Here is a 14,005-nt window from a genome sequence, read left to right on the forward strand (position 1 = left end):
GTGCGACGTCTGGTGATCGGGGCCGTCGCGTGCGCCGCCCTGCTGGCGGGCTGCGCCGACGACGACAACGGCGGCGAGGGTGGCACGAACGACGACGGCGTGCCCAGCACGCTGCTGCAGCGGGACGACCTCCCCGACGTCGAGAAGGTCACCACCGACGACCGCTCGATCCTCACCAAGACGAACTGCGCCGACATGGACGGCGAGTACAACCTCACGATCACCGACAGCGATGACGTGAGCGCACTCTACGTCCTCGCCGACGGCGACCAGGTGAGGTCCTCTCTGCAGGGGCCCGCGCAGAACCAGACCACGGTCGACCACACGCTCGAGCAGGTCGACACCGCGGTCACCGCCTGCTCCGCGCCCGGCGCCGCCACCGGCACCTTCGCCCGGATCGAGGGCCTGCCCGAGGGCGCGGTCGGCTTCCGCACCGTCACCGACACGTCCGAGGGCCCGCAGACCACCGAGCGCGCGTACGCCGCAGCCGACGACGACACCGCCGTGGTGGTCACCGTCGACCACGTCGGCGAGGGCGAGCCGGCCGTCACCGCCGCCGAGCTGCTGCCGAAGGCGCTCGAGCGGGCCCAGGGCTGACTCAGCCCGTCGTCACCTGCGCGAGCTCACGCGCCACCTGCTCCAAGGTCGCGTCGTCGACCGAGTCGTCGAAGGTGAACCGCACGGCGGTCTGCGCCGTCTCGCGGTCGTAGCCCATCGCGGTGAGCACGTGGCTGGGCTCGTCGCTGCCGGCGGCGCAGGCGGACCCACTGGACGACACGATGCCGCGCGCATCGAGGTCGACGAGGATCGACTCGCCACTGCGCGGCGTGCGGGTCAGCACGAACGAGACATGCCCGGGCAGGCGATGCGTGCGGTGACCCGTGAGCTTCGCGCCGGGGACGAGCCGCTCGACCAGGCCGACGAACCGGTCGCGCCGTTCGGTGACGACCTGCGGGTCGCCGTGGCCCAGCTCGAGGGCGGTGGCCAGCCCGACGGCTCCGGCCACGTCCTCGGTGCCCGAGCGACGGCCGTCCTGCTGTCCCCCGCCGTGCACGAGCGGCTCCCACGGCTGACGACGCTGGACCCACAGCACGCCGACGCCCTTGGGCGTACCGAGCTTGTGGCCGCTGAGGCTCAGCGCCGTGACGCCCGACGTGCTCACGTCGAGGTCGAGCCAGCCCGCCGCCTGCACCGCGTCGGTGTGGAACGGCACGCCGCGCTCGGCGGCAAGGGTTGCGAGCGCGGCGATCGGCTGGATCGTGCCGACCTCGTTGTTCGCGTGCTGGATGCTGACGAGCGTGGTGTCGTCGCGCAGCGCGTCGGCAAGGGTCTGCGGCGCGACCGTGCCGTTGCGGTCCACCGGGAGCACCGTGACGTCGAAGCCGAGGCGTCCGAGCCACTCGGCCGACTCGAGCACCGCCGGGTGCTCGACCGCGCTCACCACCACGTGCCGCCCGCGAGGCGCCGCGAGCGCGATGCCCTTGATCGCCGTGTTGTCCGACTCGGTGCCTCCGCTGCAGAACGTGACCTCACCGGCGCGCGCGCCCAGCACGCCGGCGACCCGGCGCCGGGCGTCGTCGAGCGCCTGTCGCGCGACCGCGCCCGGCTCGTGGTGGCTCGCGGGGTTGCCGAAGTCGCGCGTGAGGTACGGCCACATCGCCTCGAGCACCTCGCGCCGGACGGGCGAGGTGGCGGCGTGGTCGAGGTAGATCACGAGAGCCGCACGTCCAGGCCGAGGTCGAGGTTGCGCACCGAGTGGGTCAGCGCGCCCACGCTGACGACGTCGACGCCCGTGGCGGCGATCGCCCCGATGGTCGTGAGGTCCACTCCCCCGGACGCCTCGACGAGCGCTCGGCCGGCGACCAGCTCGACGCCCGCACGCAGGTCGTCGAGGCTGAAGTTGTCGAGCATGATCGTGTCCACGCCGCCGGCCAGCACGGGCTCGATCTGGTCGAGGCGGTCGACCTCCACCTCGAGGTGGGTCGTGTGCGGGAGCTGCTCGCGCGCCGACCGGATGGCGGCGGTGATGTCGTCGACGAGGGCCAGGTGGTTGTCCTTGGCCATCACCGCGTCGGACAGGCTGAACCGGTGGTTGTGGCCGCCCCCGCAGCGCACGGCGTGCCGCTCGAGCGCGCGCAGGCCCGGCGTGGTCTTGCGGGTGTCGGCGACGCGCACGGACGGGCCGGCCGCCTCCACGTAGGTGGCCGTCAGCGTGGCGATGCCGCACATGCGCTGGACGAGGTTGAGGGCGATGCGCTCGCCGCGCAGCACGGCGCGGGCGTTGCCGCGGATCGTGGCCAGCTTCTCCCCCGCCGCGAACCGGTGGCCGTCGGCGACCAGCACCTCGACCTCGACGGCCGGGTCGATCGCGGTGAAGGCGACCTCGACGACCTCGGCACCGGCGAGGACACCGGGCTCTCGGGCGACGAGGTCGGCGGTGGCGACGGCGTCGCGCGGCACGAAGACCTCGGAGGTGAGGTCGCCATGGGGCGCGTCCTCGTCGAGGGCCATCTCGACCACGCGGAGGATCTGGCGGCGCTCAAGCATGGTGCACCGCCGTGAGCGTGGAGTGCCGGACCGGTCCCGGCGCAGCCTCGGGGACGTCGCGGCGGAAGTGCCCGCCGCGCGACTCCTCTCGGGCGAGCGCGCTGGCCACCACGGCGCGCGCGACCCACCACAGGTTGGCGTCCTCGGCGGACTTCGCGTCGATCGGAGCGGGGGGCGCCCAGCCGGCCAGCACCGCCGCCGCCTCCTCGAGGCCGGCACGGTCGCGCGCCAGTCCCGCGGCGTCCCACATCAGCTGCTGGAGGTCGGTGCGTCCGAACGCCTCGTCACCGGCGCGGACGTCCAGCCCGAGCGGCGCCCCCCAGGAGTCGTCGAAGTCGGCGTGCGCGCCAAAGGGGCGGCTGAGAATCGCGTCGGCCACCCGGGTGCCGTAGACGGCGCCCTCGAGCAGCGAGTTCGACGCGAGCCGGTTGGCGCCGTGGAGGCCCGTGCAGGCGACCTCGCCGACGGCGTAGAGGCCGGGCACGCTGGTGCGGCCCGAGAGGTCGGTGCGGACGCCGCCCATCGCGTAGTGCGCGGCGGGCGTGACGGCGATCGGATCGCGGGACCAGTCGAGCCCCTGTGATCGGACGACGGCGTCGATCGTCGGGAAGCGCTCGGCGAGGAAGCGCGCGCCCAACGCCGTGGCGTCGAGCCGCACGGGAGTGCCGCCCTGGGCGCGCATCCGCTCGGCGATCCCGCGCGCCACGACGTCGCGCGGCGCGAGCTCGGCGTCGGGGTGCAGGTCGGTCATGAACCGGTGGCCGGCCTCGTCGACCAGGACGGCACCCTCCCCGCGTACCGCCTCGGACACGAGGTGGTTTCCCGGCGTGGCCAGCGACGTGGGGTGGAACTGGACGAACTCGAGGTCGGCCACCACGGCGCCCGCGCGCAGCGCGATCGCGACGCCGTCGGCCGTCGCGACCGCGGGGTTCGTGGTGCAGGGGAAGAGCTGGCCAGCGCCGCCGGTGGCGAGCACGACGGCGTCGGCGGGCAGCTCCTCACCGTCGAGCAGACGGACGCCTCGGGCACGACCGCCCTCGAGCACGATGTCGACGACCGTGGTGTTCTCGCGGATCGTGATCCCGCTGGTGGCGAGGTGCCCGATCAGCGCCGTGGCGATCGCGGCACCCGTCGCGTCGCCGCCGGAGTGCAGGATCCGCTGGTGCGAGTGCGCCGCCTCGAGGCCCAGCGCGATGCGTCCGCCGACCCGGTCGAACGGCACGCCGCGGCGGATCAGCGTGGCGACCGCGGACGGGCCGTGCCCGCACAGCACCTCGACCGCGTCCTGGGCGCACAGGCCCGCCCCGGCGGCGAGCGTGTCGGCCACGTGCGAGGCGACGGTGTCCTCGGGCGAGGTCACCACGGCGATCCCGCCCTGGGCGACCGCGGTGTTGGACTGGTCGAGCCGGGCCTTGGCGACGAGCGTGACCTCGACGCCGGGACGCGAGACGAGGTCGAGGGCCGTGGTGAGTCCCGCGACGCCGCTGCCCACCACGACGACGTGCACCATCAGGCGTCCTTCGGCAGGGCCGCGAGCATCCGCTCGAGGGCGACCTTGGCGTGGACGGCGACGTCGTCGTCCACGACGATCTCGTTGCGGACCTCGCCCTCGACGAGGCCGTCGAGCACCCACGCGAGGTAGCCGGGGTGGATCCGGTACATCGTCGAGCACGGGCACACGACCGGGTCGAGGCAGAAGATCGTCTTGTCGGGGTTCTCGGCGGCGAGCCGGTTCACGAGGTTGATCTCGGTGCCGATCGCGACCACGGAGCCGGCCGGCGCCGCCGCCACGAACTTCTTGATCGCGTCGGTGGAGCCCGCGGCGTCGGCGGCGTCGACCACGGCCATGGGGCTCTCGGGGTGCACGATGACGCGCACGCCGGGGTACTGGGCGCGCGCCTGCTCGATCTGCGCCACGGTGAACCGCTTGTGCACCGAGCAGAAGCCCGGCCACAGGAGCACGCGCGCGTCGCGCAGGACATCGGCCTCGACACCGAGGTCGGGCCGGCGCGGGTTGATCATCGGCATCTGCTCCAGCGGCACGCCCATCGCCTTGCCGGTGTTGCGACCGAGGTGCTGGTCGGGGAAGAAGAGCACCCGGCGACCCTGCTCGAACGCCCACTCCAGCACGGTGGAGGCGTTCGACGACGTGCAGACGATGCCGCCGTGACGGCCGCAGAACGCCTTGAGCGCGGCCGAGGAGTTCATGTACGTGACGGGCACGGTGTCGTCGTCGCCGTAGAACTCGGTCAGCGTCTCCCAGGCGGCCTCGACCGAGTCCTCGTCGGCCATGTCGGCCATCGAGCAGCCCGCGGCGAGGTTGGGCAGGATGACGCGCTGCTCGGGCCGGGCCAGGATGTCGGCGGTCTCGGCCATGAAGTGGACGCCGCAGAAGACGATGGCCTCGGCGTCAGGGCGGGTCAGCGCGGCGTTGGCCAGCTGGAACGAGTCGCCCACGAAGTCGGCGTACTGGACGACCTCGTCGCGCTGGTAGAAGTGCCCGAGGATCACGAGGCGATCGCCGAGCGTGGCCTTGGCGGCGCGGATCCGCGCGTGCAGCTCGGCCTCGTCCATGCGCTGGTACGCCGCGGGCAGCTGACCGGGACGCGTGACCGGAGCGGGGATCACGTCGGTCTCGGACGCGCCGGGGCCGTAGCCGGGCATCCGGTCGAACTCCCACGGCTGCTTCGCCAGGTCGGCGTCGCAGCTGCTGCCCGGCGCCGACACGATGAGGTCGTTGATCGAGAGGGTCATGTTGTCTCCAGTCGGTAGAGGGCCGGGGGTCGGTGGCTGGTGCCGGTGACGTGGCGGCCCGTGGCGACGATGCGCGGGTGCGCGAGGGTCTGGCGTCGGAAGTTGGCGGGGTCGAGGCGGACCTGGCGGACGGCCTCGTGCACCTCGCGCAGCTGGGCGATCGTGAACTCCTCGCCCGTGAACGCATGCGCGATGTCGGAGTAGGTGATCTTGGCGCGCAGCCGGCTGAGGGCGTACTCGACGATGAGGTTGTGGTCGAAGGCCAGCCGCGGCACCTCGTCGGCGACGAACCACTCGACGTTCTCGCCGTCGATCGCGCGGGCGTCCTCGTCGGGGCGCACGAGTGCCCAGTAGACGATCGAGACGACACGGTCGGGCGAGCGGTCGATGCCGCCGAAGCTGTAGAGCTGCTCGAGGTGGGCCGGCTCGAGGCCGGTGGTGCGCATCAGGGTGCCGCGCGCGGAGGTGTCGAGGTCCTGCGCGGGCTCCAGCGGACCGCCGGGCAGCGCCCACTGGCCGAGGAACGGGTCGCGGATGCGGCGGACCAGCGGCAGCCACAGCGTGTCGCAGCCGGTGGTGGGGTGCGGGCGCAGCGCGAAGATCACGGTCGACACGGCCAGCTCGATTCGCTGCTCCATCACGCACCTCCTTAGGGTCACCGCGACACTAAGGGGTGGTTAAGGTCATGTCAACACTAAGTGCGACCCGTCTCAGAAGTAGTCGCGGATGATGACGGGCGCGGTCGGCGCCTCGAAGGAGCCGGGCTGCAGCACCGCGAGGTCGTACGGGCGGTGCTCCAGGACCCGGTGCTCGGTGAGCACGTCGGTCAGCTCGGTGCCGGACGTGTCGAAGCGGACCGCGGGGACCACGGTCGAGAACGTGCCGAGCATCCAGAACAGCGAGTCGCGCGCCGCGTCGTCGGCCCAGACCATGTCCTCGACCTCGACGTACGCACCCTCGCCCTCCCCCGGCGAACGGTTCCACGCCGCGTACGCGACCGCCGAGCCGTCCTCGTCGAGGGCGAGCGTCACGCCGGTGGCGTCGTGCAGCCAGGCGTCGTCGTCGAACTCGGCCGACTCGCGCGTGAGCGGGCCGTCCTGCTGCCGCGCCCAGTCGGCGTACAGGCGCTTGAGCGTGGGCAGGTCGCCGGCGGTCGCGCGGCGCAGCTCGCGGGTGCGCTCGAAGCGGTGGAGCGCCGTCGTCGGGACCTCGATCGTGTCCATCGCGCCCACCGTGCGGTAGCCGAGGCTCCGGTAGATGCCGGGCGAGCTGGCGAACAGCGTGCCGATGACATCACCCTGCGAGCGGGCCGACTCGTGCAGGCGCTCGATGAGGGGGCGCAGCAGACCGCGACCGCGGTGCTCCGGCGCGATGGCGACGCCGCCGATGCCGCACGTGGGCACCGCGCGACCGGCGAACCACGAGGCGTAGGGCTTGCGCGACGCGGTGGCCGCGAGCTGCCCGTCGACGAACAGCCCCCACCGCTCGTACGCCGGGTGCTCGACGCGGTCGTTCGGCAGCCGGCCCGACCCGAACGCCGGCAGCCTCACGGCGATGAGCGCGTCGCGGTCGGCCTCGGTCAGTCTGCGGATCTCCATGGACCGACCGTAGGCGATCCCTCAGCGGTAGTCGCGGGAGCGGTGGCCGCGCGGGACGGCGGGGTCGATGAGGCGCTCGAGGGTCTCGGCCACCAGGTTAACCGCGCCCTGCTGGTGCTCGAGACGACCCCGGATCACCACGGCGGCGCTGGAGCGCGCCACGGCGCGGTGCCGCTGCCAGACCGCGTCGAACACGACCACGTTGAGCATCCCGGTCTCGTCCTCGAGGTTGAGGAAGGTGACGCCGCCGGCGGTGTACGGCCGCTGGCGGTGCGTGATGAGCCCCGCCACCCGCACCCGCCGATCGGGCTCGTGGTGCAGCAGTCCCCCGACGGCGAGGATCCCCTGCTCCTGCAGCATCGGGCGCAGGTGCTCGAACGGATGCTCGCTCGGCGAGATCTTCGTGGACTCGAGGTCGGCCAGGGTCAGCTCGACGTCGCTCATCCCCGGCAGCATCGGCGGTGGCGCCACGATGGCCGTGCCGGGCAGCCGGTCCTGGCCGTCGGTGTAGCCCGCGTTCCAGATCGCCTGGCGGCGGGTCAGGCCGAAGTCGTCGAAGGCGCCCGCCGTGGCCAGCTGCTCCTGCTGCGCACGGGTGAGGCCGCAGCGGCGCACCACGTCGGCCATGTCGGCGAACGGCCGCTCCGCCCGCGCCGCCACGATCCGCTCGGCGTCGGCCGTGCCGATGCCCTGCACCGAGGTCAGCCCCAGCCGCACCGCGTGGTGGCCGTCGCGACGGTGGTCGGCGTGGTCGGGGGCCGCTGCGGCGTCGAACTCCCCCACCGGTGGCTGCTGGGCCTGCGCGCAGGACGCCCGCCCCGAAGGGCCCGTGCGGTCGCCGGTCGGCTCGAGGTCGGCGTGGACGCCCGACCGCACGATGTCGGGTCGGCGCACCTCGACCCCGTGGCGCCGCGCGTCGGCCACGAGCGACTGCGGCGAGTAGAAGCCCATCGGCTGCGCCCGCAGCAGTCCGGCCAGGAACGCGGCCGGGTGGTGCAGCTTGAGCCAGCTGCTGGCGTAGACCAGCAGCGCGAAGCTGATCGCGTGGCTCTCGGCGAACCCGAAGTTCGCGAACGCCTGGATCCGGCCGTAGATGTCGTCGGCGAGGTCGCCGGTGATGCCCTTCTCGGCCATCCCCCGGTAGAGCTGGTCGCGCAGCCGGTCGATCTTCTCGACGCCGCGCTTGGAGCCCATCGCCCGGCGCAGCAGGTCGGCCTCGTCGCCCGTGCAGCCACCGAGGACCATCGCGATCTGCATGAGCTGCTCCTGGAACAGCGGGACCCCCAGCGTGCGCTCCAGCACCGGCTCGAGCACGGGGTGCGGGTAGGTGATCGGCTCCTCGCCGAGCTTGCGCCGGATGTAGGGGTGCACGGCGCCGCCCTGGATGGGTCCGGGCCGGATCAGTGCGATCTCGATGACGAGCTCGTAGAACCGGCGCGGTCGCAGCCGTGGCAGCGTGCCGACCTGGGCGCGGCTCTCGACCTGGAACACGCCGATCGAGTCGGCGCGGCACAGCATGTCGTAGACGCCCTGCTCCTCCTTGGGCATCGTGGCCAGGGTCCAGCGCTCGCCGACGCGCTCCTCGACGATGTCGAAGGTGTGCTGGATCGCGCCGAGCATGCCCAGGCCGAGCAGGTCGAACTTGACCAGGCCCATGTAGGCGCAGTCGTCCTTGTCCCACTGCAGCACGGTGCGGTTCTCCATCCGGGCGCGCTCGATCGGCACGACCTCGCCGACGGGGCGCTCGGTGAGCACCATGCCGCCGGAGTGGATGCCCAGGTGCCGCGGCGACTTCATCGCCTGCTCGGCCAGTCGCACGACCGGCTCGGGGATCGCCTCGGCCTCGGGGACGTCGGTGCGGACCGAGGACCACGAGTCGATGCGCTTGCTCCACGCGTCCTGCTGGCCGACGGAGTACCCCAGCGCCTTGGCCATGTCGCGCACCGCCGACTTCGGGCGATAGCTGATGACGTTGCAGACCTGGGCGGCGTTGCGGCGGCCGTACTTCTCGTAGACCCACTGGATCACCTCCTCGCGCCGTTCGGAGTCGAAGTCCACGTCGATGTCGGGCTCCTCGTCGCGGGTGGCCGACAGGAAGCGCTCGAACGGCAGGCCGTAGGTGATCGAGTCGACCGCGGTGATCTCGAGGGCGTAGCAGACCGCCGAGTTCGCGGCCGAGCCGCGACCCTGGCACAGGATGCCGCGGCCGCGGGCGAACGCGACGATGTCGTGGACGATGAGGAAGTAGCCGGCGAAGTCCTTGTCCTCGATGACGGCGAGCTCGCGCTGGAGCCGCTGCTCGGCCTCGTCGCGCATGTCGGCGTAGAGCCGGTCGGCGCCCCGGCGCACGAGCTCGCGCAGCCAGCTCATCGGCGTGTGGCCCTCGGGGACCTCCTGCTTGGGCAGCCGCGGCGAGGCCTTGCGCAGGTCGAAGGCGCAGGCGTCGGCGATCTCGACCGAGCGCGCCACCGACCCGGGCCAGCGGGCGAACCGCTGGGCCATCTCGGCGCCCGAGCGCAGGAACGGCGGCGGCGCGAGCCAGCCGTCGAGCTCGGCGAGGCTGCGGCGCGCCCGCACCGCGGCGAACGCCTGGGCCAGCCGGGCATCGGCCAGCCGGGCGGCGTGGACGTTGCCGGTGGCGACGGTGGGCAGGCCGAGGTCGGCGGCCCAGCCGGCGAGCGCGTCGTTGGCGGGACCGTCGCCGGGCCCGCCGTGGTCGGTCAGCTCGACCACGACGTGCTCGGCGCCGAAGAGGTCGACCAGGCGGCGCAGACCCGCGATCCCCTCGCGGCGCGCCCAGCCCTTGCGGCAGCCGGTGAGCACGACCCACCGGTCGCGGCCCCGCTCGGCGAGCTCGCGCAGGTCGTAGACCGGCTGGCCCTTCTGGGTGCCGGCGAGGTTCGCCTCGGTGATCGCCGCGGCCAGCGCGTGGTAGCCCTCGACGCCGCGGGCCAGCACGAGCAGGTGGTCGCCCTCGGGGTCGGGGACGCCGTTCTGCGGGCCGGACAGGCCCAGCGACAGCTCGGCGCCGTAGACCGTGCGGAGCCCGTGCAGCTGGGCCGCCTCGGCGAACCGGGCGGCGCCGCTGAAGCCGTCGTGGTCGGTCAGGGCGAGCGCCGACAGGCCCAGCGCCTTCGCCTCGCGCACGAGCTCCTCGGGGTGGCTCGCGCCGTCGAGGAAGCTGTGGTTGCTGTGGCAGTGCAGCTCGGCGTAGGGCACGACCGCGCCGGGCGCCTCGGGCAGCTCGGCGGCCTCGTAGGCGCCGCGCTTGCGCGAGAACGCCGGCCCGTCGCCGCCGTCGGGCAGCGGCTGCGCGGGATCGCGCCACCGCCCCGAGAGCCGCGCCTCCAGCTCGCGCCACGAGATGTCGGGGTTGTTCCAGCCCATCAGGACCCCCCGGAGCGCTGGCCGTGACGTTCACGGGGTCGACACGCCGTGAACGACCCCGCGAACGTCACGCCCAGGGCTGCGGTCGGCTCAGTCATAGCGGGCCTCGGTCCACCAGCGGCCGTTCTCGACGACCATGAGCCAGGCGCTGCCGTCGACGCCGACCACCTGGAAGCGGGCGACGCGACGGGCGGAGGCCTCGTCCCACCAGTGCTCGTCCACGGGCCACGGACCGGCCCACGCCGCGACGGGCTGCCAGGCCAGGTCGGCACCGGCCCGGAAGCGGGCGGGTCGCCCCGACAGCCCACCGCGGCCGCTGACGCTGACCGGCATCCCCTCGGCGCCCACGACCTGGGCGGGCGCCGGCTCGGCGAACACCGTGGCGGGCGCAGGCGCCGGCACGCTGCCGGGCCACGGCCGGTCGAGCGGGCGCTGCACGACGGCACGCTCGCCCCACGCGGCGGAGAGCCGCCGGTCGGACGGACCACGACCGCCCTGCACCCCCACCGAGCGGACCCCCTCGGGCCCGACGAGCGCCTGCACGCGCGCCACCGACCGCTCGACCTGGTCGTCGGGACCGCCGCCGAACAGGCTCTCGGCGTGCTCGCCGAGGGGCTCGACCTCGACCGGGACGCACCGCACCGCCGCCACGGGACCTCCGGGCGGGTCGGCGGACAGCTGCCAGCGCAGCCGGTCGAGCACGTCGCCCGAGCCGAACCAGCGAGGGTGGCGCCACAGCCGACCGGAGACCCGAGGCTCCCCCGCGACCTCGGCGTCGACCTCGATCCGCAGCGTGGCGCACACCAGCCCCGCGCGGTCGAGCCGCCGGACGAAGTCCTCCACGGTCTGGCGGGCGCTGAACACCACCGCGTCGGCGCGCTCGAGCGGCGGCTCGAACGCCACCGACGCCGTCAGCTCGGCCGGCGGGGTGCGCCGCGAGATCTGACGGACCTCCTCGCCGCGGGCCCACCGGTGCAGCAGCGCGCCGTGCGCGCCGAACCGCGCGAGCACGTCGGAGCCGGCCAGCGCCGCGAACTCCCCCACGCGACGGATCCCCAGCCGTCGCAGCACCGTGACGAGGTCGAGTCTGGGCGCGGACGTGCCGGCCGGGTCGGGCACGTCGAGCACCTCGACGGGCAGGTCGCGCAGGAAGTCGACGTTGCCGCCGGCCGCCACGATCACGCTGTCCTGGGCGGGAGCCTGGCGGGCGGCCAGCTCGGCGACGAAGACCCCGTCGGCGATGCCGAACCGCACGTCCCACACGCCCAGGCCCACGAGCGCCTCGGCCATCACCGCGACGGCCTCGGGCTCGCCGCCGTAGTACCGGTCGGGGACGGTGAGCGCGCACAGGCCCGGGCGCAGCGGCGCCACGCCGGGACTGAGCTCCTCGAGCGTGGTGACGACCTGCTCGAAGGCCTTCGCGTCGGCCTCGGGACGGTGGTCGCTCACCACGAGGTCGGGACAGCGCGATTGCGCGTCGCGACGGCGCATCCCGCGCCGGACCCCCTGCGCGCGGGCGGCCGGCGTGCAGGCCAGCACGACGCCCTTCTCCAGGACGGCCAACGCGTCGGACGGCTCGGCCGCGCCCCCACGGGCGGCCTCGACGTGGTCGGCCAGCTGGACCAGCGCGGGCCAGTCGGGCACCCACACCACCATCGTGCGCATCAGCCCGCCACCTGCTCCATCGCGCCACGACGAGCGTCGGCGACGGACACGCCCACCGGGGCCACCCGCGCGTCGCGGCTGGGCAGCCACAGCCGACGCGTGCCCGCGACGCGGCCCCCGCGCTCGACCTCGACCGTGACCTGGCGCGCGACGAGGTGACCGTGGCCGTCCTGCGGACCCGCCCAGACCGCGTCGCTCAGGCGCAGCCGGGCGTCGACCCGCGGCCAGTCCCCCACGGCCACGAGCACGGCCTGCCGCCGGTGCAGCCGGGCCCGCAGCCGCGCGACCTCGCGCTCGGGCAGGCTGACCCGGTCGACCATGACCACGCCCACCGCGTCGACCAGCGCGCCCAGCACCGAGGCCGGGTCGGCGCCCGCGTCGGGCACCCAGACGGTGCGGTCGAGGTCGACCCCCATCGCGGCGGCGGCCTCGAAGCCCACTCGGTCGCTGCCGACGATCGCCGACCAGGCGCCGTCGCGCGACGGACCCGCCATGAGCAGCAGCGCCAGGCTGGTGGAGTCGACCGCGTAGCTGCCGCCGGGCTGCAGCGCGAGCAGACCGCTGAGCGCCGGATGCGTGGCCATCGAGAGCACCGACGGACGTCCCTGCATCCGCCCGATCGTGGCCCGCAGGTCATCGACCAGGGTGGCGGTGGGGACGGCGGAGCTCACCCTCCCATCATCGAACACCTGTTCGAATCAGTCAATCCGGTTCGAGCACTCCCGGGCGTGTCGCGACGAGCGCCAGGATCGCCGCCGCCAGCGGCGACGCCGCGCCCGTCGGCCGCTGGAGGGCCCCCTGGGACGCCCCGTCCACGAGCCAGCCGACCCACGTCACCAGGTCCGCCAGATCCACATCCTCGCGCACGTCGCCGTCGCGGCGGCCGCGCCCCAGGTGCTCGGCGAGGAACCGCTCGACCATCTCGCTCTCGGCGGCGAGCGCCGCGGCGACCTCGGGCTCCCCGACCACGCCCAGCAGGCCGTTCACGAACGTGACGTACGAGTCGTCGGCCATCTCCGCCTCGATCCTCGCGGCATGGGCCAGGACCGCCGCCAGCCCCGACGCCTCGCGGGCCACCTGCTCCAGCGACTCGCGCAGGCTCTCGAGCTCGGTCGTCAGGACCGCCACCAGGACGTCGAGCTTGCTGGGGAAGTAGTGGAAGAACGTGCCGGACGAGATGCCGGCGGCCCGGCAGATGCCGGCCGTCGTCGCACGGTCGTAGCCGAGCTGGGCGAACTGGGCCGCCGCGGCGGCGACGATGACGGCACGACGCGCGCCATGGCGCTGGGGGTCCACGGATCGAGGCACGTCCGCACTCTAGGGCATGAATAGAGCAAACACTCTAGAGTGTCTACTCTATGAATGATCGGACGCCCTCCCCCGCCTCCTCGCCCGCCCGGCCCCCGGGTCCACTGCCCTGGCTGGTCGTGGGAGTCGGGCTGGCCATCGCCTACGCCCCGATGTCGCTGCCCCCGCTGGGCCGCGCGGCCGGCCTCTCGCCGGGCGTCGACGGGCCCGCCTCGTCCATCGTCTGGAACGCGCTGGCCGTCACCGGCCTGCTCGCCCACGTCCTGGTCGTCGAGCGACGCCCGCTGGCCTCCCTCGGCATCTCGCGCCCGCGGGCCAAGGACCTCGAGTGGGCGATGTACCTGTTCGGGATCGCCATGACGTGGCAGTGGGTCGTCCTCACCCTCTGGCCACCACCGGCCGACGACGGCACGGCGACCCTCACGGCGCAGCCGGTCGCCGTCGTCCTGGCCCTCGTCGTCTCGGCCGCGGTCTTCGAGGAGATCCTGTGCCGCGGCTATCCGATCGAGCGACTCAGCGAGCTGACCGGACGGCGCACGATCGCCTTCGCGCTCACGGTCCCGCTGTTCGTGGCGCCCCACGTGGCCTTCTTCGGCCTGCCGTGGCTCTGGACCGCCGGCGCGGGCACGGTCGCGATCTACGTCCTCTACGCCATCACGCGCAACCTGCCCGCCTGCATGCTGCTGCACCTGGGCGTCAACCTGCCGATCCTGATCCCCACGATCGGCCAGCGGCTCGCCGGCTGA

Annotated in this window: 12 protein-coding genes; 2 read left to right on the top strand and 10 right to left on the bottom strand. The window is 73.8% G+C overall.

What is annotated here, in order from left to right; all coding sequences use genetic code 11:
* Nucleotides 1–597: a hypothetical protein gene (locus tag BJ975_RS09960; protein ID WP_179425448.1), complete on the top strand. Its 597-nt coding sequence runs from the start codon at nt 1–3 to the stop codon at nt 595–597.
* A gap of 1 nt (nt 598) precedes the next feature.
* On the opposite strand, the gene BJ975_RS09965 is transcribed toward BJ975_RS09960, so the two are convergent.
* The 10 genes from BJ975_RS09965 to BJ975_RS10010 all read right to left on the bottom strand — a co-directional run bounded on the left by BJ975_RS09965 (nt 599) and on the right by BJ975_RS10010 (nt 13,259).
* The gene (locus BJ975_RS09965; RefSeq protein ID WP_179425450.1) at nt 599–1,714 is read right to left on the bottom strand and encodes a cysteine desulfurase family protein; all 1,116 of its coding nucleotides are present in this window, start codon (nt 1,712–1,714) and stop codon (nt 599–601) included.
* Nucleotides 1,711–2,547 (bottom strand): carboxylating nicotinate-nucleotide diphosphorylase, encoded by an 837-nt coding sequence (gene nadC / locus BJ975_RS09970; protein WP_179425452.1) that lies wholly within the window; start codon nt 2,545–2,547, stop codon nt 1,711–1,713. The genes BJ975_RS09965 and nadC overlap by 4 nt, the downstream gene beginning before the upstream one ends.
* Nucleotides 2,540–4,057 carry an L-aspartate oxidase gene (gene nadB, locus BJ975_RS09975; RefSeq protein ID WP_179425454.1) on the bottom strand — a complete coding sequence of 506 codons (1,518 nt, stop codon included), beginning with the start codon at nt 4,055–4,057 and terminating at the stop codon, nt 2,540–2,542. Before nadB ends, nadC begins: the two co-directional genes overlap by 8 nt.
* Entirely contained in the window at nt 4,057–5,301 is a 1,245-nt protein-coding gene (gene nadA, locus BJ975_RS09980; RefSeq protein ID WP_179425456.1) for a quinolinate synthase NadA, read from the bottom strand. The genes nadB and nadA overlap by 1 nt, the downstream gene beginning before the upstream one ends.
* Nucleotides 5,298–5,939, bottom strand: coding sequence for an NUDIX hydrolase (locus BJ975_RS09985; protein ID WP_179425458.1), 642 nt, complete (start codon nt 5,937–5,939; stop codon nt 5,298–5,300). The genes nadA and BJ975_RS09985 overlap by 4 nt, the downstream gene beginning before the upstream one ends.
* 72 nt (nt 5,940–6,011) lie before the next feature.
* Complete coding sequence (locus BJ975_RS09990) at nt 6,012–6,899, bottom strand: GNAT family N-acetyltransferase (RefSeq protein ID WP_179425460.1); 888 nt, start codon at nt 6,897–6,899, stop codon at nt 6,012–6,014.
* 21 nt (nt 6,900–6,920) lie between these two features.
* Nucleotides 6,921–10,286, bottom strand: coding sequence for an error-prone DNA polymerase (locus BJ975_RS09995; RefSeq protein WP_179425462.1), 3,366 nt, complete (start codon nt 10,284–10,286; stop codon nt 6,921–6,923).
* 90 nt (nt 10,287–10,376) lie between these two features.
* The gene (locus tag BJ975_RS10000; protein WP_179425464.1) at nt 10,377–11,951 is read right to left on the bottom strand and encodes a DNA polymerase Y family protein; all 1,575 of its coding nucleotides are present in this window, start codon (nt 11,949–11,951) and stop codon (nt 10,377–10,379) included.
* Nucleotides 11,951–12,622 carry a hypothetical protein gene (locus BJ975_RS10005; RefSeq protein ID WP_179425466.1) on the bottom strand — a complete coding sequence of 224 codons (672 nt, stop codon included), beginning with the start codon at nt 12,620–12,622 and terminating at the stop codon, nt 11,951–11,953. Before BJ975_RS10005 ends, BJ975_RS10000 begins: the two co-directional genes overlap by 1 nt.
* 31 nt (nt 12,623–12,653) lie before the next feature.
* Nucleotides 12,654–13,259: a TetR/AcrR family transcriptional regulator gene (locus tag BJ975_RS10010; RefSeq protein WP_179425468.1), complete on the bottom strand. Its 606-nt coding sequence runs from the start codon at nt 13,257–13,259 to the stop codon at nt 12,654–12,656.
* A 119-nt stretch (nt 13,260–13,378) separates the two neighbouring features.
* Between BJ975_RS10010 and BJ975_RS17125 the strand changes: the two genes are divergently transcribed.
* Nucleotides 13,379–14,005 (top strand): CPBP family intramembrane glutamic endopeptidase, encoded by a 627-nt coding sequence (locus BJ975_RS17125; protein WP_179425470.1) that lies wholly within the window; start codon nt 13,379–13,381, stop codon nt 14,003–14,005.

The organism is Aeromicrobium tamlense, from assembly GCF_013408555.1.
In the GTDB taxonomy this organism is placed as follows: domain Bacteria; phylum Actinomycetota; class Actinomycetes; order Propionibacteriales; family Nocardioidaceae; genus Aeromicrobium; species Aeromicrobium tamlense.